Annotated in this window: 21 protein-coding genes; 14 read left to right on the plus strand and 7 right to left on the minus strand. The window is 46.8% G+C overall.

Annotated features, from left to right (window positions below; all coding sequences use genetic code 11):
- Window positions 1–149: 149 nt before the first annotated feature.
- The 3 genes from msrB to FC26_RS02865 all read right to left on the minus strand — a co-directional run bounded on the left by msrB (window position 150) and on the right by FC26_RS02865 (window position 3,013).
- Entirely contained in the window at window positions 150–578 is a 429-nt protein-coding gene (gene msrB, locus FC26_RS02855) for a peptide-methionine (R)-S-oxide reductase MsrB (protein ID WP_057777705.1), read from the minus strand.
- A 62-nt stretch (window positions 579–640) separates the two neighbouring features.
- Window positions 641–1,825, minus strand: coding sequence for an MFS transporter (locus tag FC26_RS02860; protein WP_057777706.1), 1,185 nt, complete (start codon window positions 1,823–1,825; stop codon window positions 641–643).
- Window positions 1,826–1,987: 162 nt separating this feature from the next.
- Entirely contained in the window at window positions 1,988–3,013 is a 1,026-nt protein-coding gene (locus tag FC26_RS02865) for an NAD-dependent epimerase/dehydratase family protein (protein ID WP_057777707.1), read from the minus strand.
- Between the two features lie 94 nt (window positions 3,014–3,107).
- Between FC26_RS02865 and FC26_RS02870 the strand changes: the two genes are divergently transcribed.
- Window positions 3,108–3,530 carry a MerR family transcriptional regulator gene (locus FC26_RS02870; protein WP_057777708.1) on the plus strand — a complete coding sequence of 141 codons (423 nt, stop codon included), beginning with the start codon at window positions 3,108–3,110 and terminating at the stop codon, window positions 3,528–3,530.
- A gap of 63 nt (window positions 3,531–3,593) precedes the next feature.
- Entirely contained in the window at window positions 3,594–3,959 is a 366-nt protein-coding gene (locus tag FC26_RS02875; protein WP_057777709.1) for a MerR family transcriptional regulator, read from the plus strand.
- A gap of 372 nt (window positions 3,960–4,331) precedes the next feature.
- Here the strand turns inward: FC26_RS02875 and FC26_RS02880 are convergent, their stop codons facing one another.
- On the minus strand, window positions 4,332–4,649 hold the full coding sequence (locus FC26_RS02880) for a branched-chain amino acid transporter permease (protein ID WP_057777710.1): 318 nt from the start codon (window positions 4,647–4,649) through the stop codon (window positions 4,332–4,334).
- Window positions 4,636–5,346, minus strand: a complete 711-nt coding sequence (locus FC26_RS02885; RefSeq protein ID WP_057777711.1) for an AzlC family ABC transporter permease — start codon at window positions 5,344–5,346, stop codon at window positions 4,636–4,638. Before FC26_RS02885 ends, FC26_RS02880 begins: the two co-directional genes overlap by 14 nt.
- Before the next feature lie 73 nt (window positions 5,347–5,419).
- Between FC26_RS02885 and FC26_RS02890 the strand changes: the two genes are divergently transcribed.
- On the plus strand, window positions 5,420–6,823 hold the full coding sequence (locus tag FC26_RS02890; protein WP_057777712.1) for an aminotransferase-like domain-containing protein: 1,404 nt from the start codon (window positions 5,420–5,422) through the stop codon (window positions 6,821–6,823).
- Window positions 6,824–6,949: 126 nt separating this feature from the next.
- Here the strand turns inward: FC26_RS02890 and FC26_RS02895 are convergent, their stop codons facing one another.
- Window positions 6,950–7,633, minus strand: a complete 684-nt coding sequence (locus tag FC26_RS02895; RefSeq protein ID WP_057777713.1) for a YjjG family noncanonical pyrimidine nucleotidase — start codon at window positions 7,631–7,633, stop codon at window positions 6,950–6,952.
- Window positions 7,634–7,957: 324 nt separating this feature from the next.
- Here FC26_RS02895 and ilvD point away from each other — a divergent pair, with 324 nt between their 5' ends.
- The 6 genes from ilvD to FC26_RS02925 all read left to right on the plus strand — a co-directional run bounded on the left by ilvD (window position 7,958) and on the right by FC26_RS02925 (window position 15,531).
- Window positions 7,958–9,655, plus strand: a complete 1,698-nt coding sequence (gene ilvD, locus FC26_RS02900) for a dihydroxy-acid dehydratase (RefSeq protein ID WP_057777714.1) — start codon at window positions 7,958–7,960, stop codon at window positions 9,653–9,655.
- A 131-nt stretch (window positions 9,656–9,786) separates the two neighbouring features.
- Window positions 9,787–10,140 carry a metal-sulfur cluster assembly factor gene (locus FC26_RS02905; RefSeq protein WP_057777715.1) on the plus strand — a complete coding sequence of 118 codons (354 nt, stop codon included), beginning with the start codon at window positions 9,787–9,789 and terminating at the stop codon, window positions 10,138–10,140.
- A gap of 273 nt (window positions 10,141–10,413) precedes the next feature.
- A complete protein-coding gene (locus FC26_RS02910) occupies window positions 10,414–12,420 on the plus strand; it encodes an ABC transporter ATP-binding protein/permease (protein WP_057777716.1) in 2,007 nt (668 codons plus the stop codon).
- Window positions 12,421–12,503: 83 nt separating this feature from the next.
- A complete protein-coding gene (locus tag FC26_RS02915; RefSeq protein ID WP_057777717.1) occupies window positions 12,504–13,757 on the plus strand; it encodes a sensor histidine kinase in 1,254 nt (417 codons plus the stop codon).
- On the plus strand, window positions 13,754–14,377 hold the full coding sequence (locus FC26_RS02920) for a response regulator transcription factor (protein WP_057777718.1): 624 nt from the start codon (window positions 13,754–13,756) through the stop codon (window positions 14,375–14,377). The genes FC26_RS02915 and FC26_RS02920 overlap by 4 nt, the downstream gene beginning before the upstream one ends.
- 320 nt (window positions 14,378–14,697) lie before the next feature.
- Window positions 14,698–15,531 carry a transporter substrate-binding domain-containing protein gene (locus tag FC26_RS02925; RefSeq protein WP_057777719.1) on the plus strand — a complete coding sequence of 278 codons (834 nt, stop codon included), beginning with the start codon at window positions 14,698–14,700 and terminating at the stop codon, window positions 15,529–15,531.
- A 205-nt stretch (window positions 15,532–15,736) separates the two neighbouring features.
- Here the strand turns inward: FC26_RS02925 and FC26_RS02930 are convergent, their stop codons facing one another.
- Window positions 15,737–16,822 carry an Ldh family oxidoreductase gene (locus FC26_RS02930; RefSeq protein ID WP_057777720.1) on the minus strand — a complete coding sequence of 362 codons (1,086 nt, stop codon included), beginning with the start codon at window positions 16,820–16,822 and terminating at the stop codon, window positions 15,737–15,739.
- 384 nt (window positions 16,823–17,206) lie between these two features.
- On the opposite strand from FC26_RS02930, the gene leuC reads away from it, so the two are divergent.
- The 5 genes from leuC (at window position 17,207) to FC26_RS02955 (ending at window position 22,518) form a co-directional block, all read left to right on the plus strand.
- A complete protein-coding gene (gene leuC, locus FC26_RS02935) occupies window positions 17,207–18,580 on the plus strand; it encodes a 3-isopropylmalate dehydratase large subunit (protein WP_057777721.1) in 1,374 nt (457 codons plus the stop codon).
- A complete protein-coding gene (leuD, locus tag FC26_RS02940) occupies window positions 18,580–19,161 on the plus strand; it encodes a 3-isopropylmalate dehydratase small subunit (protein WP_057777722.1) in 582 nt (193 codons plus the stop codon). Before leuC ends, leuD begins: the two co-directional genes overlap by 1 nt.
- A gap of 424 nt (window positions 19,162–19,585) precedes the next feature.
- Window positions 19,586–20,368, plus strand: a complete 783-nt coding sequence (locus FC26_RS02945) for a DUF2238 domain-containing protein (protein WP_057777723.1) — start codon at window positions 19,586–19,588, stop codon at window positions 20,366–20,368.
- 282 nt (window positions 20,369–20,650) lie between these two features.
- On the plus strand, window positions 20,651–21,295 hold the full coding sequence (locus FC26_RS02950; RefSeq protein WP_057777724.1) for a histidine phosphatase family protein: 645 nt from the start codon (window positions 20,651–20,653) through the stop codon (window positions 21,293–21,295).
- A 551-nt stretch (window positions 21,296–21,846) separates the two neighbouring features.
- Window positions 21,847–22,518 carry a hypothetical protein gene (locus tag FC26_RS02955; protein WP_057777725.1) on the plus strand — a complete coding sequence of 224 codons (672 nt, stop codon included), beginning with the start codon at window positions 21,847–21,849 and terminating at the stop codon, window positions 22,516–22,518.
- Window positions 22,519–22,792 lie beyond the last annotated feature (274 nt).

Consider the following 22,792-nt stretch of genomic DNA (forward strand, 5'->3'; position numbering starts at 1 on the left):
TAATCTCCTTTATTATTTGGTTTGGTCGCTAATATAATAACAGGAATTTACTTCCTATGTACATAGAAAAAGGGCCTTTGGAAAAAAATCCAAAGGTTCTTTTATTTCAATGACTGGTTAATAGTTTTTTCCCAGCCACTTTGATAAAATTAGTCATCGAATAAAGTACGGTAGGCCGAGTAACCGGCTGAGTCAAGCTGGTCACGGGGGATGAACCGGAGTGCTGCCGAGTTGATGCAGTAGCGCAACCCGCCGGCAGCAACGGGGCCATCATCGAAGACGTGACCCAGGTGGGAGTTTGCTTGGGGACTCCGAACCTCGGTACGCGGCATTATGAGCTGATGATCGGAGTGGGGTGTTAGTGGTGTAATCGGCTTGGTAAAGGATGGCCAGCCGCATCCGGCGTCGTATTTGTCCGTCGATGAAAACAAAGGTTCACCGCTGACCACGTCGACGTAAATGCCGGGTTCATCAAATTGATCGTACTGACCGCTGAATGGCCTTTCCGTGGCTGCGTGCTGGGTAACATCATATTGAAGTTGCGAGAGCTGTTGTTTTTGTTGATCAAAATCTGCCATGCACGGCACCTCCTTTTTGGGGATAAGCCGATCATAGCATCAACCGGGATAATGTGTAAACGTTAATGCTTACCAAACGAAGCATCGACATTACGCACAAGTGACAGGCCCATCGTGAGAAGCAGAATGGCAATCACCCCAAGAACACCAAGAATCAAAAGCCAGTTTCCTAGCGATTTAATCATAATACCGGCCAGTAGCGGGCCACTGCTGGCAATCAGATAACCACAGGATTGAACGATGCCACCGATCACACCGGCGTCTTGTGGGGTGGGGGAGACCATGGTGATGAGGGTCAGAGCCATCGCAAAGCTGGCCGAGCTCGTAATGCCGAGTGACAGGCAGGCGAGCAGATCGGTGATTCGACCGGTATTGAGTGCTAAGAGTGCAAATCCCAGTAGGTAGCCGATCCCGATGAGCCAAAACATCCGGTGAAGTTGTTCGCGAGAGCTCATTAGCTGAGGTGCAAAGTAGGATGCGGGTACGCCGATGAATTGGAAAATACCAAAGAAGATCCCCGCCAGTGTGCTAGACATGCCGTGACTGGTCATGATACTGGGTAACCATGCGGAAGTGACGTAGAAAATGAGGGACTGAAATCCAAAAAAGAAGGTCAAAAACCATACCTGCCGTGTCGTGATGAAGTGCCCGTAGCGGTGCCATAGAGGTTGTGCCGTGTGAGCTGGTGCTGGTTGATGATTTTGGGGTGTCATTGTCCAGCCGATGAGTGCAATTAGGGCTGGTAATGATAATAGCTGAATGGCGATTTGCCAGCTGATGAGGTGGGCAAGTGGTACGATGATCAGACTGACAACGGCCGCACAAACGTTGAAGGTCGCGGTATAAATGCCGTTGAGCCGGTTCGTATCGGTGCGACCACTCTGAAGCACGATAACCGGAATCAAAACGTTAAGGGCGGTGATCGAAAGCCCCACGGCAAAGGTGCCAATATATAGCAGAGTTTGATTGTAGACCCGCAAGAAGTTGAAAACCATCAGGAGGGCGAGAAAACTTGCGATGAGCACTTTGACGTTCCATTTTTGAGCGAGGGCACCAATGATCACGGAAAAGATCCCGAAGCAGATCAGCGGAATTGAGGTCAGCATGCCGATCTGGGGCTGACTCATATGAAGCCCTTGTTCCAGAATGCTGGTAAGCGGGGGAATGCTAATAATAGCCATTCGTAAGTTGGTGGCAATTAAAATGAGGGCAACGGTAAATGATAATTGGGATTGTGACTTGTTCAAGGTACAGGGCTCCTTCGTAATAGAATCAAAAAAGGGACTACAAACTAGGCGTTCTCGCCTAGCAGTAGCCCCGCTAGTAACATGACGAATTTATAAAAACTCGCTATCAGATCGTTGATGTTATTTTAGCAGAATCGGGAAGTAATGCAAGTTGAAGTTCGGTTAAATTAAATGTCGATTCACGAGCGTGTCGACGGTTTGTAAGATGGTCGCTTCGTTATTACTGAGCGGAGTCCAGTTTAATAGCTCACGAGCGTGTTGATTGCTGACATTGCGATTCACTTTGAGCATGAGTAGTCCCTCTTTTGCCTGTGAACTAACCGGTGTGAGACACTTAATCAACCATGTTGGGAGAAAACGAGTGGGGAGGCTAGCAGCCAATGCCGGCCGATGGGCTGCGATCAGGGCTACAATTTCTTTCATGGAAATTTGGCCGTCTTCGGTGGCGATGAACCGTTCGTGCGTGACGTGGGGGGTGAATAGTGCCCGGAGGTGAAGATCAATGACGTCCGCCACGTTGACGACGTTGAGTGGCAGATTGACAGAAAATTTACTGTTCCCGTCAATTAATTGTTTAATGAGGGTGAAACTTCCCGATACATGATCGTCAAGAGAATTCCCCAGAATAGCGACGGGGTTGACCGTGTTGAATTCAAAGCTGGGGTGATGTTGGTCGACGTATGCCCATGCGGCCTGTTCGGCAAGGAGCTTTGATTTTTCGTATGGAGATAATCCGGGTTCATTGGGATCCGTCCAATCCTGCTCTGTGGTGAGGGTCTGTGGGTCATGATGACTAAAGCCGACCGCCCCAAAATTGGCAGTCATGACGATGCGCTTCACGGTGGTTCCTTCGGCAGCCCGTAAGATCCGCAAAGTACCATTGCGAGCATCATCGGCAACCTGCTCAAACGGGCGATCCGTGCTGAAGAGGGGTGAAGCAACGCTCAATACGTAGTCGATGCCTTGCATAGCTTCGGCCCAACCGTCATCACGGGCGAGATCTGCTTGGACGAAGGTCAACCGATCGAGATGCGGAACGTGGTGAGTCGTTAATGTGGTCAGTAACGCTGCCTGACGGTCAAGATGACGGAGAGTAGTTGTGACTGAGGATCCCCGAGTAAGTAGGGCTGCAATGAGTTGGGACCCTAAAAAGCCGTTCCCACCGGTGACTAAAACATGTTGATTCATTTGAATTCCTCCAATTAATTGATTAAGTTAGTAGCTTTAATCTAAACCCTCGAGTATACTCTAGGGCAAGCATAAATTAAGAAGGGATACCTAAATGACCTATTCAATTAAGGAAGTCGCACAAAAGACGGGATTATCGATCTACACGTTGCGGTTTTACGACCAGCAAGGGCTACTCCCCTTTGTGCAACGTAACGCAGCGGGCTATCGTGCCTTTACCGAGGGTGATCTCCGATTAATTCACACAATTTGTTGTCTAAAAAATACCGGCATGAAAATTACGGATATCCGGCAATATATCGACTACGTGATGGCGGGCACGGCCACCATTGAACAACGGCGAGAATTGCTCACCGCGCATCGTCGAAAAGTAGTTGCTAAGCAACATCAGATTGAGGTTAGTCTCCAAGAAATTGATTACAAGCTGGCGACGTACAGTGCCCCAGACGCGGTGGCGCAAATTAGTCGTAAAATTGAGGCGGCTCTTGAGGATCACCAACTGCCTGTCAAACGATGAAAGTTGACAAGTCATAACCGAAACCTTAGACTAAGTCGAAGTATGATTACGGAGGCACAATAAATGAAAATTAAAGATGCAGAAAAGGTATCCCACGTAAACGCCTATTCGATTCGTTTTTACGAAAAGAAGGGGCTTCTAAATGTTAAACGGGATGGAAATGGTGTTCGTGATTTTGATCATGACGCATTGGAGCGATTAGAAATGATTCGTTGTTACCGCTGTGCAGGATTGACGCTGAAAGAAATCGAGGAGGTTTTTGACGGCCACTTGACGCTGGATGAATACTTGAACCGCCTTCAACAGACAAAGCAACGACTGCATGATCAAATTGCAGAACTCGAGAATACCGAAAAAGTGCTGGATCAAAAAATCAAGGATGCTCGTTCGGGAAAGTGCCATCCGGAGTATTTGGTTGATGAAGCGTAGATAGGAATTTTCGACTGGGTAAGTTACACCACGATTGACGAGACGATGACGCAGTTACTGAAAGATCGGGCAATAAAAACGAAATAGACAAAGAAACAGAGTGGGCAAAAAGGCGTTTTGACTTCGAGCATACTCCGTTGTCCACGCAACTAAAATCGCTAAAGCGATAAGTTGCAGTGGCAGCCTAGAAAGCCGAATGATTCGTGCTTTGAATCGTTTGACTTTCGTAGCTAAGCGGAGAAGCCAGCGACTTGTACTTGCCGAATCTCGGCTTAGTACAATCGACATCGACGCATAGCTAGTGCCTTTTTTCCCCGATTTCGGCTATTAAAGTTCGGAGACGGGAAGAGGCTGGGAGTTTTTCCCAGCCTCTTAGTTTACTAGTGCCATGTACAAAACAGTTCCGACGGCGATTGAAAGAAACATGTTATTTTTCCAAAGATGTAATCCAGCAGTAACGAGGCCCGCAATGATGGCTGGAACGTAACCTGATGGGGTACCAAAGTTAAGATCTTTATAGCAGTATACGACGAGCATTGCCATAATGGCGCCTGGTAAGAAGGTACCAAGTTGCTGAATAAAGCGGGGCGTTTGGCGATTGCCGGGGAAAATTAGGAAGGGTAAAAAGCGAGTAAGAACGGTTGCTAACACCGCCATACTAACGGTGATGATTTGTTCAATGATGGTCATCAGTAAGCTCCTTTTGACGGTAAACGATTGTAAAGACGAGAATGACTAAGATCATAGTGGCGGGAATGAAGTAGGTTTGACCTACGATCAGAAGCATAACAATCGCAAGGATGGCACCAGCCTTAGAACTTAGGTGATTACTTTCATGGCGTAATTGATTGATACACAAAACGATAAACAAGGCGGTCATGACAAAGCCGAGGCCCTTGATGTGGGTGGGAATCGTGCTCCCAAATAGGCCGCCAAGGGTTGCACCACCGACCCAATAAGATTGATTGAGCGCGGTCACAAAAAACATGAACCAACCACGATCGACACCATCAGGAATGGTTGCGGTATAGTTGATTGAAAACGATTCGTCACACATTCCAAAGATGAGATAAGGCTTTTTCCAGCCGGTATGGCGATAGCGATCGAGCATCGACAGGCCATAGAACAGATGTCGTGAATTGATAATGAGTGTAATGAAAAAGACGCCGACGGGATTGAAAGCTTGTAAAAGCAGATTGGCAACGATGAACTCGGCGGACCCAGCAAAAATAGTGAGGCTCATGAGCATGGGGTAGATAAAATTGAATCCGGATTGGTGCATATAGATCCCATAGGTAAGCCCAAGAAATGCAAATCCAGCTAAAATAGGAAGCGTGTATGGAACGGCAGCTTTAAAGGCTCGCCATCGAACTTGGTGTGGTGTCATGTAATTTTCCTCCTTGGTTAATGGAATAAGTATGATAGAATGGTTGATAATTTAAATAGAAGGGGGTAATGAGATGCCGATTAATTCGTTTAACGATTACGTACTGACCTGGAAGCCAGACCGTCGCCAACTCAAACGACCGATTTATCAGTCGCTGTCACAGCAGCTAGAACAAGACATTGCGGATGGCAGCCTGCCACCGGGAACCAAGCTCCCCCCGCAACGTGAGCTAGCCGATTTCTTGGATGTGAACTTCACCACCATTACGCGAGTTTATAAGATTAGCGAACATAAGGGACTGACTTATGGGATTGTGGGTAAGGGGACGTTTGTGGCGTCCAACGCGACGCTGCCGATTACCATTGCGAGTCAGCCAAGCTCGAAGGAAATGATCGAGCTGGGGTTTAATTCATCGTTCGAATTGTGTAATGATTTGGTCGCCAAGGTGGTCGAGCAAACCGTTAAGACGACGGATATTTCACAACTATTGAACTATGATGAGCAAACGGGAAGTTTGAAGCAAAAGCTCGCGGGGCTGTCATTTTTGAAACGGATGAAGATGACGGGCAGCGTGGAAAATCTGGCGATTGCGTCCGGTGGTCAAAACGCGCTGGCGGTTGCGGTACTGGCAATGTTTGAGCCAGGAGATCGAATCGCAGTAGATGAATTTACATATGCTAATTTTATTGAGTTGGCAATTCTGCACCATCTTCGGTTGGTACCCATCGCTGGGGATGAGCAGGGAATGAGTGATCAGGCGTTACTTGCCGCTTGCAAGTTACAGGGCATTAAGGGAATTTACCTGATGCCGAACGGCGCTAATCCGACCACTACTTATATGACGGCCGCTCGTCGTCAAAAAATTGCGCAGTTAATTAACCGGTACGAACTGATTTTAATTGAGGATGACTATCTCGGGTTTACGTATCTGGGAAGCGACCAGCAGGATGCACCGGTGAGCGCACTCACACCGGCACATAGTATCTATGTATGTAGTCTGTCAAAATCAATTTCATCGGGTTTGCGGGTGGCGTACATGCTATTTGCGCCCGCCTATAAGGAACAAATTTTGCGGGCATTGTTTAACATCACTGTTAAAACCTCGTCGCTCGATGTTGAGGTGATTACGAATAGTATCTTATCCGGGGTAGCGTACCGGCTAATCGAAATGAAAAAGCAGCTTGCGTTGCAGGCTAACCTAGTGTTTGATCAGGTCTTCGACCAGCAACCAGTTCCCCATAATCCGTATACGTTTTTCCGTTGGCTACCACTTCGCCAACGGGTTAATGGGCAACAGTTTGAGGCGGAAATGTTGGCCAATCATATTCGCGTGTTTCATTCTGATCGCTTTATCGTCGGGGATGCGACTAGTCAGCCAAACTATTTGCGTATTTCGCTTGCGTCCGGATCGTCACTGGTTACACTCAAACACGATTTGTTGGCGTTGAAGCAGCAAGCAGGCCCGTTGATTAATTAACGCCTCCTTTCAATGGCAATTAGTATAGAATGGTTTCCAAAAGCATACAATCTTTAAATTGTAATCCATACAATATTAAACAGGGATCACACCGCAATGATGCGGTTGTGATCCCTGTTGTGGGTTTTACTGAAGCAAAGTTGTGATTTCGAGGAGGTCTTGGATTTCATAAGTTGGCACGTACGCTGTTTGATTTGGCAATCGGGTAGGGTTGAACCAAACACTGTCCAAATGGGACTGGTTGGCGCCCGCAATATCCGCGGTGAGTGAATCTCCGATGACGAGCATCTGCCGGTCCGTTGCATTTGGTAGGGTCTGGCGAATGTCATCGAAGAAGCGGGGATCTGGTTTACGGTACCCCAGATCTTCGGACAAAAAGACGTGCTCGAAGTAGTGATCAAGGTTGGCACCATGCATCTGAGCGGTTTGTTTAGCCTTGGTACCGTTAGAAATGATACAGAGCTGGTGATGAGCTGCGAGTTGTTTTAGCAACACCTCCGCATGGGGAACGAGTTGAAATTCACGGTGAAAGAAGGTTCCAAACTGGTCTTGGGTAGCCGGACCATCAACCGCAACCCCGAAGTGGGCGAAGAAGAGCTGAAATCGGTGATCGAGCAAAGTCTGCCGCGTAATTTCTTGGCGCTCAAACTGGTTCCAAAGTCGTTCGTTGAGGGCGTGATAGTAATCAATGCCTGCCGCAGTGAGTGGAAATTGGCGCTGGGCACAAAGCTTAATCAAGGCATTTTTTTCGTTGGCGTGGGTATCTAGGAGGGTGTTATCGATATCAAACAGGAGAATTGGGTAGTCCATTTTTACAGCACCTCGTCAGTTAATAGTAGGTTTATTTTAACATTAAGCGTTGCGTGGAGACAGGCCGATTAATTAAATGAGGAAGCTGCCTGAAATTAAAATTAGGTGAGCGTGGTTAAGCTTAATTGAACGGTTAGTCGTAACCATGATGAATAGGCTGGTTAAGTTGACGACCAAGGGGGCCCAGTTGTTGGATAACAACGCCTTAATCTTCCATATAACTTAAAATTAATGTTAAAATATGACGGATTTATGTTAGAATATTATTAAATTAGCATGAGAAAAGGGCTAATTTAATTTATTATTTGAAAGGAGCATTTCGAAGTGACTGATAAAAAAGATCTTAGAATTAAAAGTCATGTTTACGATGGCATTGTCAAAGCCCCTAACCGTGCGATGATGCGCGCGACTGGGATGCAAGACGATGATTTCAAGAAACCAATCGTTGGTGTCATCAGTACTTGGGCTGAAAACACCCCTTGTAACATGCATCTTGGTGAACTTGGTGGTAAGGCCAAGGAAGGTGTCAAAACAGCGGGTGGCTGGCCAGTACAATTCGGGACGATCACGGTGTCTGACGGGATCTCAATGGGAACCCAGGGGATGCGGTATTCATTACCATCACGTGATATCATCGCTGATTCGATGGAAGCAGCGGTTGGCGGTCATAACTGTGACGCCTTTGTGGCAATTGGTGGCTGTGACAAGAACATGCCTGGTAGCTTAATTGCGATGGCTAACGCTGATATTCCTGCAATCTTCGTGTATGGGGGCACAATTTCACCCGGAACATTAGATGGTAAGGATATCGACTTAGTGTCCGTCTTTGAAGCGGTTGGTCAATGGAACAACGGCGACATTCCGGAAGAAGAAGTGACGGCCATTGAACGTAATGCATGTCCTGGACCTGGCGCCTGTGGTGGGATGTATACTGCCAACACGATGGCCTCCGCAATTGAAGCCATGGGGATGAGCTTACCTGGTTCAGCCTCACATCCTGGCGATTCCAAAGAAAAACGCGAAGATGTTGAAAAAGCCGGCGAAGCAGTTTTGAACTTGCTGGAAAAGGGCATTTACCCTAAGGATATCTTGACACGTGAAGCCTTTGAAAACGCCCTGACGGTGATCATGGCACTCGGTGGATCAACCAACTCAGTTTTGCATTTATTGGCAATTGCCCATGCAGCTAACGTTGAAATGACCATCGATGATTTCAACACGTTCCAAGCAAAGGTACCACATTTAGCTGACTTGAAGCCTAGTGGCAAGTACGTGTTCAAAGACTTGTCCAACGTTGGTGGTGTCTCAGCCGTTATGAAGTATCTCTGGCAAAATGGTTACATCCACGGCGAATGCATGACAGTGACTGGTAAAACAGTAGCTGAAAACCTCGCCGAAGCACCAGATTTAGCAGAAGGTCAAAAGATCATTATGCCACTTGAACATCCTAAACGTGAAGATGGTCCATTGATCATTTTGCATGGTAATCTGGCAGACGAAGGCGCCGTCATCAAGGTTTCTGGCGTTAAAGTTCGTCATCATGAAGGACCTGCTAAAGTCTTTGATACCGAAGAAGCAGCCGTTGATGCGGTCTTGGCTGACGAAGTCGTTGATGGCGATGTGCTCGTTGTTCGTTACCAAGGACCAAAGGGTGGCCCAGGAATGCCTGAAATGCTATCACTTTCCGGTATGTTAGTTGGTAAAGGACAAGGCGAAACTGTTGCTTTGATGACTGACGGTCGTTTCTCCGGTGGTTCTCATGGATTGGTTATTGGTCATATCGCACCTGAAGCTCAAGATGGTGGGAATATTGCTTATCTACATACTGGCGATACAGTGGTGATCGATCTTGATATGAAGGAATTAACGATGAAGGTCTCTGATGAAGAATTAGCTAAGCGGAAAGCAGAAACGACCATTCCACCACTGTATTCTCGTGGGGTACTTGGTAAGTATGCGCACTTGGTATCTAGTTCTGCTAAGGGTGCCATTACTGATTTCTGGAAGCCTGAAGATCGGTAATACTTATATCAATAGTTTCAGTTTAATGAATGCTGGTGCGGGACCGGATGATCGTGCTTGGTAATCGTCGAGGATTTCAAAATAGCATTCTAATACATAATTCATTTTTAGAGACGGAAGGATTGAGTAACATGCGTGAAAGTATCGCGGTTAACGACCGGGTTGCCGATTTCGATGAGCAGATTGTCGAGCAGCTTGAACATATTTTTGAGCCCGATCTGGGGCTTGATGTCTATAATTTAGGCTTCATTTACGGGATTGATATTGACGAGGCCGGTGACTGTGAGGTTACGATGACGTTTTCAGAAATGGGTTGCGCATGTAGCGAGGATGTTCCGAAGGCGATTCGCGAGTCGCTTGCCAAGATTGATGGCATTCGTCAAGTGACTACCAAAATTGTTTGGGAACCGGTATGGCAGTTATCGATGATTAGTCGAGTGGGCCGCATTACCTTAGGCATTAATCCTAAGGGCCGGGTTCGTTAAAAACTAGATTAAAGGTGCGTCAGTCTTCTATTAAATTAGAGGGCTGACGCACCTTTTTTGTGCTATCGCTTAATCAAGGGGCTAAATTGCCCAAACGGGCAGTAATTTGATGTACGAATGGTCGATGTGGGGCGTGGCAATGACAGGTATGCTAGTGCCATCAGATTGGGACACGCGCTAACGCCTTGAACATTAACTACTAATCGTCGGGCACGGAATTAGTAGTTAATGTTTGGGCCGTTACGAGTAAGTCCCGGTTCGGAGGGAGAAAGCATGAGTTACTTAGAACTACGCGATATTCATAAATCATATTATTTAGGCAAGGAAGAATTTCCGGTTCTCAAGGGCATTGATCTCGACTTTAATTTAGGCGAGTTTGTGTCAATCCTTGGGGAATCCGGCGGTGGTAAGTCGACGTTGATGAACATTATTGGCGGTCTGGATCGGGAATTCCAAGGCAGTGTTAGTGTTGATGGGCATAAACTGGATCACAAGAACGAAAAAGCCCTTGATACGTACCGCCGAGACACGGTGGGATACATTTATCAGGCTTATAACCTCATTAGTCACCTAAGAGTGATCGATAACGTTTTGATTTCTCTTGATATGACCACCTTGAATAAGGAACAACGCGAAAAGCGGGCGCTGGATCTTCTTAAGCGGGTTGGCTTAGGCGAACAGGCGCACAAGTATCCTAGTCAGCTTTCGGGCGGCCAAAAACAACGGGTGGCAATTGCCCGGGCACTCGCCAGTGATCCCAAGATCGTGATTGCGGACGAACCGACGGGCGCGTTAGACGCGCAAAACACCGAAGAAGTGTTGCAACTCTTAAACGAGATTGCGGAAGAGGGTCGGTTAGTCATCACCGTCACCCATTCACAGTCGGTGGCCGATGCCGGCACGCGAATCGTCCACATGGAAAACGGAAAGATTGACCATGACGAGCATTTGCGCGATCCGTATGAAGTGGCCAATGTTGAACGATTAGAATCACGGTTACTGCCGGCCAGTGTCGCCTACAAAACGGCTTTTAAACACTTTAAGTTTAATTTTTGGCGTAATTTTCTGATTGTTTTAGGGACATCGATTGGCCTGTTTGCGGTGATCTTGTTTTCTGGACTGGGTAATGGGATCAGTGGTTATATCAATAAGCAGGTTAATGACATGGTAAATCCCCAGGTCATCACGGTGAGTCGTTACCAGAAGAAATCGCAGGGAAGCCAGCAACAGGCGGCCGCGGCCCAACAAACGGGCGCCACTACGGCGACGAGTGGGACGGCAAGTACGAAAACTTCATTTTCAAATAAACAGATTAAACGTCTAGAACAGGTGGCCCACGTTAAACAAGTGGACAAAGTTTATACCGCTAGCAGCGTAGCAACGAAGTATAATGGTCACTCAGCCACCATCTCGTCACTGACGAACTGGACGGCCAGCGACACCAGCAATACCGTTAAGTACGGGAGCAAGCCTGGCAAAGGTGAAGTGGTGATTGACCGTGACAGTGTGGCTAAAAAGATTTCTAGCAAGCACTGGAAGAGCTTGATTGGCAAGACGATTAAGCTGTCATACAAGACCCTGAACAAGGATAACAAGATGGTAACGGTAACCTTTAAGGCCAAAGTTTCTGGTATTTCAGCCACCAGCAATAGCGCGGGGATGGTGAGCGATAATTACGTTGGTGGAGCCACGTTAGCGACCGCGATGAAGAACGCCAACGTGGATACGACGGCCTCTAGCCTGGCTGTTAAGATCGATCATCTCGACAACGTGAAGGCGGTAACGAAGAAGATCAATCAGTTGAAGACTAGCCAAAAGCGGGTTTACAGTGCAACATCCGTTCAATCGATGATCAGTACGATCCAGACCTACGTGAAGTTGGCCACCGATGTATTGGCAGCGATTGCCTCCATTTCACTCGTCGTTTCAGCCTTGATGATTATTGTGACGATGTATATGTCAGTCAGTTCGCGGACCAAGGAAATTGGGATTTTACGAGCACTTGGACAAAGTAAACGGGATATTCGGCGCCTGTTTATCAGTGAATCCCTGATTATCGGGGTGGCGAGTGCGATCTTAGCCACGGCGATTGCCTTTATCGGGCAGGCGGTAACCAATCAACTATTATCGTCGGTTGATAATTACGCGTTTGTTCAAATTTCGTTGACCAACGTTGTGACAACCTTCGTGATTGCCGTTGTGATCGCGTTGCTGGCCGCTTTCCTACCGGCCCGCCGCGCAGCCAAACTCAATCCAATCGACGCATTAGCCGCAGATTAGAATTCATTAAAAAACTCGTGAGAGCCCCCATCCTCACGAGTTTTTGATGTATGATTCTATCAATAAGTTATAGGAGTACAACTATGAAGCGTAATAATCAGCGGATTTTACAGACATTAACGACGGCCCGGATTCCCCTCATCATTTGGATGGTCATGATTGGATTTACCGCCATTTTTGTGATGACGACGATTAAGGGGACGGGGTTAGTTCATGTCACCCTGATCAATGACCAAGCACGCCACCATGGCTTTTTAGATCCGATGGTGGTGCTCACATCAGTGTTCAGTATTATTGCCAGTATCTGGTTTAGCCCCCGTATTTATCGCTGGCATCCGTGGTTGGTGATTGGGATTCCGATGATCCTAGTCAGCATTTATACCGTGTTGTTTAACAGAGGGGCGCCCGTTATTTTGGCCGGAACCTATCCCGTTTTTATGATCGAATCAATCATTATTTACGATGATAATCGACAACATTCCCGACTAATTTTTTGGCCGATTACGTTCATTTACGCGATATTGCTGGGCGTATATGCGTTGTACGTTGGTTGGCTACAAGGGTTGGTAGTGATTCAGGCGTTTGCGTTCTTGATGGCAATTGTGATGTATTATTGGAGCTTTTACCGTGACCAAGTCAAGAAGACCCAGCAGCTGGAGGATTTATATAGCGAATTGCAACTGGCTTATTCGCAAGTTGAAGAATCAGCGGTACGGGCGGAACGCCAGCGGGTAGCTCGGGAACTTCATGATACCTTGACGCAGGGGCTAGCCGGCATCGTGATGCAACTGGAAGCAACGGATAGTTTCTTATTAAAGGGTGATCCAGCACGGGCCGAGGAGATTGTCGCCAACACGATTCAAGATGCGCGACACACCTTGCACGAGTCGCGAACCACTCTGACGGATTTACGGGCGACGACGGAAGAAAGCCTGCCGGCGCGACTGCAATTAGTTTCTCAGGCGGTGGACAAAAATTACCATTTGAAAGTTGATGTGCATCTGAATCAGGTGCCGGATTATTCGCCGGGGCAGCTGACCGAAATTACGCGAATTGTGACCGAAGCATTGGCGAACGTTGCTAAGCATGCACAAACAGATCAAGCACTAATTCAGGGTGACTGTCACGACCAGATTTTCAAACTCAAGGTGATCGATTTTGGTCGGGGATTTGATATGAAGAACTTTGCGAAGTATAAGAAGGCGGGGCATTTTGGCCTGCAAGGCTTGCAGGAACGTGCTGATCGCCTAGGCGGTGTGTTAACCGTGATTAGTGCGGAAGACGAGGGAACGACGGTGACCATGACGTTGCCGACGACCAGAAAGGAGTTAGCATGATTAAGCTAGTCATTGTGGACGATCATCAGATCATTCGTGCCGGACTGGAATTGATGTTTGAAACGATGGATGATATTGAGGTACTTGGGACGGCTGACAATGGGGTGACGGGGTTGGCACAGATTACCAAGTTGCAACCGGACCTCGTTTTAACGGATATTCGGATGCCCGAGATGGATGGCATTGAACTAATTAAGCAGCTCCACCAGACCACTCCCAACCTACCAGTCGTTGTGCTGACAACGTTTGACGATCAGCGCCCCATTCAACAGGCGATGCAACTCGGTGCGCGCGGCTTTTTGTTGAAGGATGCGGATCAAGCAACGATTCTGAAGACGATTCGGGGAGCGATGAAGGGGGAGACGTATCTAGAACCAAGCATTGCGGGAAAGGCCTTTACAACCAGCGCCACGACCAACGAGATCGTGTTAACGCCCCGTGAATACGATGTGCTCCGCCAGGTTGCTCAAGGCTTTCATAGTAAAGAAATTGCTGAAACAATTGGGGTCAGTGAGCGCACGGTTAAGGCACATTTGACGAGTATCTACAATAAATTGGGCGTCTTCTCCCGGGCGGAGGCGGTTGCTAAAGCCCTGCAACTACACCTAATTGACTTATAAGCAAATTAAATCGAACGTCCTTTTAAGTTAGCCTACTAACTTAAAGGGGCGTTTTTCTATGCGGCTGAGGCTTGGTTTTTGAATGGAAAACGGCACTTTAACGACTTTTAAGAATAATTATGCAATAAATTCAAAAAATATCTTGATTTTATTCATAAATGGGATTATGATAGCTTCAACATAAAAAGCAACTTTATACATACAATATTTTGCAAATGATTTATTAATCGCTGATGTAGCAGCAACAAGGCTAATAGCCATTAATTGGCGAATTGAATAAATATGCGAAATAGGTGGATGACTGCTAGGGAGGCAATGGTATGAAAAAATGGATTAAAAAAAGTTGGTTGGTCGCAATGGGACTGGTGATGGTGCTGTCAGTGGGCCTAGCTGGATGTGGTAGCAAGGATCAGGACACTAGTTTACAAAAGGTTAAGGATAAAGGGACGTTAGTTGTTGGGACATCGGCCGATTATGCCCCGTTTGAATTTCCAATTGTCAAGAATGGTAAGAAGCAAATTACTGGGTACGATATTCTGATTGCTAAACAAATTGCTAAGGATATGGGTGTGAAGCTTAAAATTGAAAACACTGAATTTTCATCGTTGATTTCGGATTTGAAGGGTGACAAAATTGATTTGATTTTGTCAGGAATGACCGATACACCGGCCCGTGAAAAACAAGTGGCATTTTCAAAGAGCTATTACACGGTGAACAACTACCTGCTAGTTCGGAAGGCCGATGCTAACAAGTTCAACACCAAGGCGGATACCAAGGACGCTCAAATTGGGGCCCAACAGGCATCAACGCAAGAAGATATTGCTAAGGCCCAAACGAGCGGAAACGTGGTTACTGAAGGGTTGGTTACGAGTTTGACGACCGAATTACAAGCCGGTAAGCTAGATGGGGTCGTGGTTGAAAGTGAAATCGCCGATAACTACGTCAAGAACTACCCTGATAAGTATGCGAAGGCCAAATTGCAACTGAAGACGCCAAAAGCTGATCAACACTTGAGTGCGGCCGGCCGGAAAGGCGATAAGAAGTTGATGAAGCAGGTCAACAAGACAATTACTAAGATGCAAAAGAATGGTCAGATGGATAAGGTCTTACAACAGGCCCAAGACATCCAAGCAAAGTATGGTACTGCTAAATAAGCGTATCTGAATAAGAGTGGAAAAAAAGGCGGTCTGACTTCGAGCATAGCCTAGAAAACCGAATGATTCATATTTTGAATCGTTTGGTTTTCGTAGCTAAGCGGAGAAGTCAGCCTTTTTTCCCCGATTTCGGCTATTAGAGTTCGGAGACAGGAAGAGGCTGGGAGTTTTTCCCCAGCCTCTTTTGGTAACTTCATAATTGATATTAAATGTAGGGCGCATAGTCAACGTTCAGGCGACTGGCAATTGATTCAACTTCTTCGAGGGTGCGGTCGTCAATCTGAATGCCGAGTTGCCGATTTTCTTCGTAGGCGAGGGCTTCCTTATCACCGGCGACGTAGATCGTTTTGCCGGGGACGGCGGGTAATGAGCGAATATCTTGCAGATACCGCGAGAACTTGTCGATGATCGCGTCCTTGTCACCAAAAATAGCGGGATCAATGGCCACGAAACTTTGGCACGGCCCGACGGAGAGATCCTCAGGGGTGATTTCGTTTGAGACATTGCCTAACGATAGGATTGAGGTGAAGACTTCAACGATGACTCCCAACCCAAAGCCCTTATGGGATCCGGTATCTTCGGTGACACCGCCTAACGGCGCCAACCCGACGTTAGCATCGGGATCTCGAAGCAGGTCAAAGTCGGTATCATCGGTGTGGTCGTAAACGGGCTCTTCCCCGTTTTTGGCGACCCACAGGGCTGGCAGGTCTTTTTCCAGTTTACGGTAGACCTCAATTTTGCCTTGTGGCACCGTGGTGGTAGCGGCATCAAAAATAAAGGTGTGTGGTTTGGCAGGCATGGCAAATGAAATGGGGTTGGTGCCGACTAGCGCCTTGGTAGCGTGGGTTGGTAGCATCGCGGGGCGGGAGTTACATGATGACATCCCCATTAAGCCTAATTCTGCGGCCATGTTAGCGTAGTAGCCTGCAATGCCGTAGTGGCCAGAATTACGGGTTGTGACGATCCCAATGCCATGCTTTTGTGCTTTTTGAATGGCAATGTTCATGCTATAAATGCCATTCAATTGACCGAGGCCGAAGTGGGCGTCGACAACGGCACTGACGTCGGTTTCCTTAACGATTTTCGGTTTACTGTTGACCCGAATCTTCCCGTTTTGAATAAAGTGGTCGTACATGACCAACCGTTGGACTCCGTGTGATTCAATCCCATGCAAGTCGGTGTAGACTAGCATGTCGGCAACTTGATGACTTTGCGCGTCGGAAAAGCCGTATGCCTGATAAATGTTGTAAATTAAGTCGTTAATTTTTGTGCTGTCGTATCTTTTGACCATCTGTTCACCACGTCCGTTTCACTGAATTTAATAAAAACTATGTATCTTGAGTACTGTTACAAATGGTAGTAATCGAACCAGTGATTGTCAATGGATTTTGGGGAATTGGCATCAATTATGATGAATAATTACTAGATTAGAATTATCAGGGGAATCTAACCTGTAAAAGAGACCTTGAAAAGGGATTCTTACGGAATACAATGCGATTTTATCGGGATACTGATGAATATGATTAAATAATAATCTTTTTTAGAATCATTCTAGAAAAAATGATTAAGGGTCTTGATTTTTACCGGTGCTCCGATATACTGACAGTAAGAGAATATATCGGATAGTAATGGAAACTAATCTCGCTTAGGTGGATCCATTGAAGGAGGAAGTCAAGTGACTCAAACAATGTTCGATAAGTTGTGGCAACGACACGTTGTTGCTGGCGATGACGGTGAACCGCAACTACTATATATTGATTTACAATTATTACATGAAGTGACATCACCCCAGGCGTTCGAGGGACTGCGCGAAAATCATCGAAAAGTGCATAGCCCAGAGCGGACGTTTGCGACGTTGGACCATAACGTCCCCACGGAGGATATTTTCAACGTTAAGGATGCGATTTCACGTAAGCAGATTGAAACATTACGCGCCAACACGAAAGAATTTGGCATTCGGTTTGCGGATGTCGGGAGTGACGAGCAAGGTATTGTGCATGTGATCGGGCCCGAACTTGGCTTGACCCAGCCCGGTATGACGATTGTCTGCGGAGATTCGCACACGGCAACCCACGGGGCCTTTGGTTCAATTGGATTTGGAATTGGGACCAGTGAAGTAGAACACGTGCTGGCGACCCAAACCATTTGGCAAACTAAGCCCAAGACGATGGGCGTTCACGTTCACGGTAAGTTGCCCCACGGCGTCTATGCCAAGGACATTATTCTTGGCTTGATTGCTCGTGAAGGGGTGGCCTTTGGGACCGGGTACGCAATTGAATACTATGGCGATACCATCGAAGCGCTCAGCATGGAAGAGCGGATGAGCATCTGTAACATGACAATTGAAGGCGGGGCCAAGTACGGGAGTATTCGGCCGGATCAAACAACCTTTGACTATGTTCGGGGCCGTAAGTACGCACCGAAGAACATGGATGCCGCAATTGCGGATTGGCAGACGCTATACACGGATAGCGAAGATGACTTCGATCGGGTCATTGACTTTGACGTGACCACCTTGGCACCAATTGTGTCTTGGGGAACTAATCCGGGAATGGCTGTTCCGGTTGATCATCCCTTCCCTGAAATTCAAAATGATGATGACAAAAAAGCTTACAATTATATTGGATTGAAACCGGGGCAGACGGCCGAACAAATTCCAATCGAATTTGCGTTCTTCGGCTCATGTACGAACGGGCGTCTATCAGACTTGAAAGTCGCTGCGAATGTTTTGAAGGGGCACCACATCGCACCGGGTGTGACCGCACTAGTGGTACCTGGATCACGGTCGGTCAAGAACGCGGCCGAAAAGCTGGGGTTAGATCAAATTTTCAAGGATGCAGGATGTGACTGGCGTGAACCGGGTTGCTCCGCTTGCTTGGGGATGAATCCCGACCAAGTTCCGGCTGGGGTACACTGTGCTTCAACGACGAACCGAAATTTTGAAGGTCGTCAGGGGGTCGGGGCCCGAACCCACTTAGCCAGTCCCGCAATGGTGGCCTATGCAGCAATCAACGGTCACTTTGTTGACATTAGAAAGGTGGCAGACTAATGAAACCGATTGGGCAGATTACGAGTACGGTTGTCGCGGTCATGGATGATAACATCGATACGGATCAGTTGGTACCCAAACAGGCGATTAAGGATACGACAAGAAAAAACTACGGGGATGTCTTGTTTTCCAATCGGCGCTATTTAGAGGATGGTCGTCTGAATCCCGAGTTTGTGTTGAATGATTTTAAACATGAAGGCGCACAAATTTTGATTACGGGACATAACTTTGGCTACGGATCATCGTGGGAACACGCGGTGTGGGCCTTGAGAGACTACGGATTTCAAGCCGTAATCGCCAAGAATTTTAATGATATCTTCTATATGAACTGCATTAACAATGGGGTACTGCCCGTTAAACTAGCGGATGAGCAGTGTGACCAGTTGGCGAGTCTCCCAGCCGATCAACCGGTTACGATCGATTTACCCCAACAAACGGTAACGTTCGCGGGGCAGACCGCCCAGTTTGAGATTAATGCCTTTTGGAAGGACCGGCTGGTTAAGGGGATCGATGATATTGAAGCCACCGAGACCTTTGACAATGCAATTAAAAAATTTGAGCAACGGCGTGTTGAAGAATAAGCAGTTGTAAAGATAATGAGATCAATGCAAGCCACTGAAACGGTGGCGAGTGTTGATCTTTTTTTCGGGGGCAGAACAACTCAAAAGGCCGCCTCGTACGTCAACGAAGGCGGCCATATCAGATTTTAATTGAAAGTGACTCCCGATGATAGCGGATATGTAAGGTGTGGGGGTCACTTTCAGGGGGCACAAGTAATACGCGAGACGGTCGATCAAGCAGGTATTTCAGGAAAGCGACCTGCTCAATGGTTGGTCTGACGATTACTTGTTAGCGGTTAGTATACCGGCAATTGCCGGTGACAACAATCGTTACATTGTAAGGCATACAATTTGGGTGAATTATTGCGTCGTGAAGCCGAAACGTTAACGGATAGCGGGGGCTTTCGACTATGATTAAGGTAAACGAATGGTGGGAGGCGACGAGATGAAACGACGGAAAAGATGGCGCATTAGTCCCTACTGGCGACTGCACATGATACTGGCCGTGATTGTCGTCGCAACAATGGTGCGGCAGTTCTTTCTAGGTAACCTAGAGGGGCTCTTCATGTGTCTACTGACCCTCATCTTATTTATGATTCCGAAAACGGTTGAAAAGACGACCAAAATTCAACTGCCAATGACGTTAGAAATGGTGGTCTTACTCTTCATCTTTGCCGCCGAAATTTTAGGCGAAATTCATAACTTTTACGGGTTGTTCAGATATTGGGATATGAGCCTGCACGTGCTTAATGGATTTTTAGCGGCCGCGATTGGGTTTTCGATGATCGATATCTTAAATCGTGAAGATCGGTTCTACATTCAGATGTCGCCGGTGTTCGTGACCATGGTGGCCTTTTGTTTTTCCATGACGATTGGGGTACTGTGGGAATTTTTTGAGTTTGGCATGGACATCTTTTTCAATATGGACATGCAAAAGGATGCCCTGATTCAAAAAATTGTCTCGGTAAAGCTGAATCCTGCGGGACAAAATAACCCGGTGATTTTAGAGCACATTAAAACGACTAAGGTGCTCTTAGATAACGGCCGGACGGTAACCCTGCACGGCTATTTAGACATTGGTCTGATTGACACGATGAAGGACTTAGCAGTGAACTTTGTGGGGGCTGTTATTTTTTCAGTGTTTGGCTATCTCTACCTTAAAAATCGGGACAAGCACCACTTTGCGGCCCGGTTTATTCCCCAACTCAAGCAATCACGGCGCAAGTAAAAGCAGGCTATCTCTTGGGGTGATAGCCTGCTTTTGGGGGGTAATGATTGTAGTTGATGTAGTTGCGGAGAAAAATTGATTAAATTAGTTGTTGTTTAGAAAGCTAGTTTAGGGGTGTTAATTGTGGTGCTACAACCATTTGTGCGGTTAGCTTAACACGGTTTACGATGAAAAGTGGGAATTTAAACCGAGATTTAGATTAATTTAAGGGATTTAATTTTTTGTTAACTATTGTAGAATAGAGACGAGTAATGGTAACGAAATGACACGTGGAGGTTGAACATGACAAAGTTGTACTTGGTACGTCACGGCGAAACGATTTTTAATCGGATGCAAAAGATGCAGGGGTGGGCGGATTCACCGCTCACTGATAAGGGATTCGCCGACGCCACTCGAGCAGGAAAACGGTTGGCCGATGTACCATTTGCGGCCGTATATGCGTCAGACATGATGCGTGCGATTCGGACCGCGAAGGAGATTGTCCACCAAAGTCATACAAATGCGCAGGCTGACGTCACGATTAATCCTGATTTTCGGGAAGTAAACTTTGGGTCTTTTGAGGGCCTTGACCGACAAGCAACTTGGGCGCAAGTGGGAAAGCCCCACGGATTTACAAGTAAGGCGGAGATCCTGCAGGCGACGAGTCCGGAAACGGCCCGAGACTGGATGAAGGAAGCTGATCCCCGCCACGCGGCGGAAAATACGACGGAACTATGGCAACGACTGCGGCATGGTCTAGCGCTATTTGAGGACCAACAGGAGCACAATATTCTCTTGGTCACCCATGGCACGCTAATTCGAACGATGGTGGCTAAGTTTGGTGATCAAAACGTGGCTAAATTGGCGGTGCCGGAGAATGGCAGTGTGACGACGATGGTGTTTACGCCAGCGGGCTGGCAGATTGAACGCTACAATATTACTGAATAGAATAACGACAGAACTGCAATTTGAATCGTGGTTCTTTTTTATTAACTTGTATATCAGTTTAATGAGACAGATAGCGGCTTAAAATACGAAACCGCTTACTTATCGAACTATTTTTGCATCGTGAAAGAAACAATGAAAACGGAGATTAATAAGCTTTCATTGCCGACTTTCATTTGCAAAACGGTTACATGATTTCGAAAGCGTTTTCTACAAAAATCTTGATTTTGTGAAATAAATAATAAATGACAGTTAGTATCCGCTTTTATTGTTAAAAAATATTGCTATAACAAGACTTCTAGGCAAAATACAAGCTGAACGAAGTTAAATGAGCAAAAATAACTAGTATACAAGGATGACAGAAGATGCTATAGTATAAAACCGTTGAGAAAAACTGATGAAGACTAGTGTTTGTGGCTGATGACTTGAAGATTTTTTGGGAAACAAGTGATCGAAACATGAAAATGAACATTCCAAGTGAGCCTGAATGTTGAATCTAGTTTGAGTTAGTCAAAAGAGAAATTAATGATTAATTGGCATAGGGGAGAATTGAAATGAAGAGTTTAAAGAATGCATTATTAACAACGGCTGCTGTTAGCTTTGGGTTATTCGGTTTAGCGGGGACGGCAAACGCCTCTTCGTTCACTCAGTGTGCTGCTTCGATCCAAAACGAAACGGCTAAGGGTGTGGATGCTCAAATCGCTGCTTCAAAGAAATTTACTTGGCATAACATTGCTAAGAACTACGCGGATGCTCAAATGGCCAATGCACGTGTTGCAACAGCACATGTTTCGAGTGCCCATGGGATCACCTGGCACAAGGTTGCCAAGAACTACGCCGATGCTCAGACGGCGAACGCTCGCGTTGCGACAGCTGAATCAAAGCATAGTGCTGCTAGTTGGAAAGAATTTGCACGTGCTTATACATCAACACAAACGGCGAACGCCCGCGTTGCCACAGCGCAGGCTTCTCATAAGAGTGCGCTTAGCTGGCACACTTTTGTAAAAGACTATGCGGCTGCTCAAACAGCCAATGCTGAAATTTCGACGTTCAAGAACTCCGCTGCTGCTAAGCACAATAACTTGAGCTGGAGCAATATTGCCAAGAATTATACGGATGCGCAAAGTGCCACAGCGCGTGCTGCAATGGCACAACAAAAGAGCAGTGCCCGTCAAAAGTTGAACTGGGACACGACTGCCGCAGTTACCACACATGAAGAAGCTTAATTAATTGAATTTTAGGGGGCCCGCGAGTCATCGTGGGTCTTTTTGTGTGCCAGCATAGGCGTCAACTAGGCGGTAAAAGTCTATTATGGGTGTAGTAATCGGGACTATTAGCCGAGGATCAGCAAGCACTTGTAGATTAGGGTACTTACTAGGGCGTTAGGCAAATAGCTTACAAGCGCATTAATTGGAAGACTAACTGAGCTTCTAATAAACATGTAATGTGAACGTGGTCAACGCTATCCGGATTTCGTTGACGCCCTTTCGTGCTTTATTA

Source organism: Paucilactobacillus vaccinostercus DSM 20634 (genome assembly GCF_001436295.1).
Taxonomy (GTDB): Bacteria; Bacillota; Bacilli; order Lactobacillales; family Lactobacillaceae; genus Paucilactobacillus; species Paucilactobacillus vaccinostercus.

Coding starts and splice junctions, on each gene's coding strand:
- FC26_RS02880 (WP_057777710.1), bottom strand. CDS start 4,649: ATGACCATCATTGAACAAATCATCACCGTTAGTATGGCGGTGTTAGCA.
- FC26_RS02865 (WP_057777707.1), bottom strand. CDS start 3,013: ATGAATCAACATGTTTTAGTCACCGGTGGGAACGGCTTTTTAGGGTCC.
- FC26_RS02945 (WP_057777723.1), top strand. CDS start 19,586: ATGAAACGACGGAAAAGATGGCGCATTAGTCCCTACTGGCGACTGCAC.
- FC26_RS02925 (WP_057777719.1), top strand. CDS start 14,698: ATGAAAAAATGGATTAAAAAAAGTTGGTTGGTCGCAATGGGACTGGTG.
- FC26_RS02930 (WP_057777720.1), bottom strand. CDS start 16,822: ATGGTCAAAAGATACGACAGCACAAAAATTAACGACTTAATTTACAAC.
- FC26_RS02875 (WP_057777709.1), top strand. CDS start 3,594: ATGAAAATTAAAGATGCAGAAAAGGTATCCCACGTAAACGCCTATTCG.
- FC26_RS02905 (WP_057777715.1), top strand. CDS start 9,787: ATGCGTGAAAGTATCGCGGTTAACGACCGGGTTGCCGATTTCGATGAG.
- FC26_RS02920 (WP_057777718.1), top strand. CDS start 13,754: ATGATTAAGCTAGTCATTGTGGACGATCATCAGATCATTCGTGCCGGA.
- FC26_RS02910 (WP_057777716.1), top strand. CDS start 10,414: ATGAGTTACTTAGAACTACGCGATATTCATAAATCATATTATTTAGGC.
- msrB (WP_057777705.1), bottom strand. CDS start 578: ATGGCAGATTTTGATCAACAAAAACAACAGCTCTCGCAACTTCAATAT.
- FC26_RS02885 (WP_057777711.1), bottom strand. CDS start 5,346: ATGACACCACACCAAGTTCGATGGCGAGCCTTTAAAGCTGCCGTTCCA.
- FC26_RS02915 (WP_057777717.1), top strand. CDS start 12,504: ATGAAGCGTAATAATCAGCGGATTTTACAGACATTAACGACGGCCCGG.
- FC26_RS02895 (WP_057777713.1), bottom strand. CDS start 7,633: ATGGACTACCCAATTCTCCTGTTTGATATCGATAACACCCTCCTAGAT.
- FC26_RS02890 (WP_057777712.1), top strand. CDS start 5,420: ATGCCGATTAATTCGTTTAACGATTACGTACTGACCTGGAAGCCAGAC.
- FC26_RS02950 (WP_057777724.1), top strand. CDS start 20,651: ATGACAAAGTTGTACTTGGTACGTCACGGCGAAACGATTTTTAATCGG.
- FC26_RS02870 (WP_057777708.1), top strand. CDS start 3,108: ATGACCTATTCAATTAAGGAAGTCGCACAAAAGACGGGATTATCGATC.
- leuD (WP_057777722.1), top strand. CDS start 18,580: ATGAAACCGATTGGGCAGATTACGAGTACGGTTGTCGCGGTCATGGAT.
- FC26_RS02955 (WP_057777725.1), top strand. CDS start 21,847: ATGAAGAGTTTAAAGAATGCATTATTAACAACGGCTGCTGTTAGCTTT.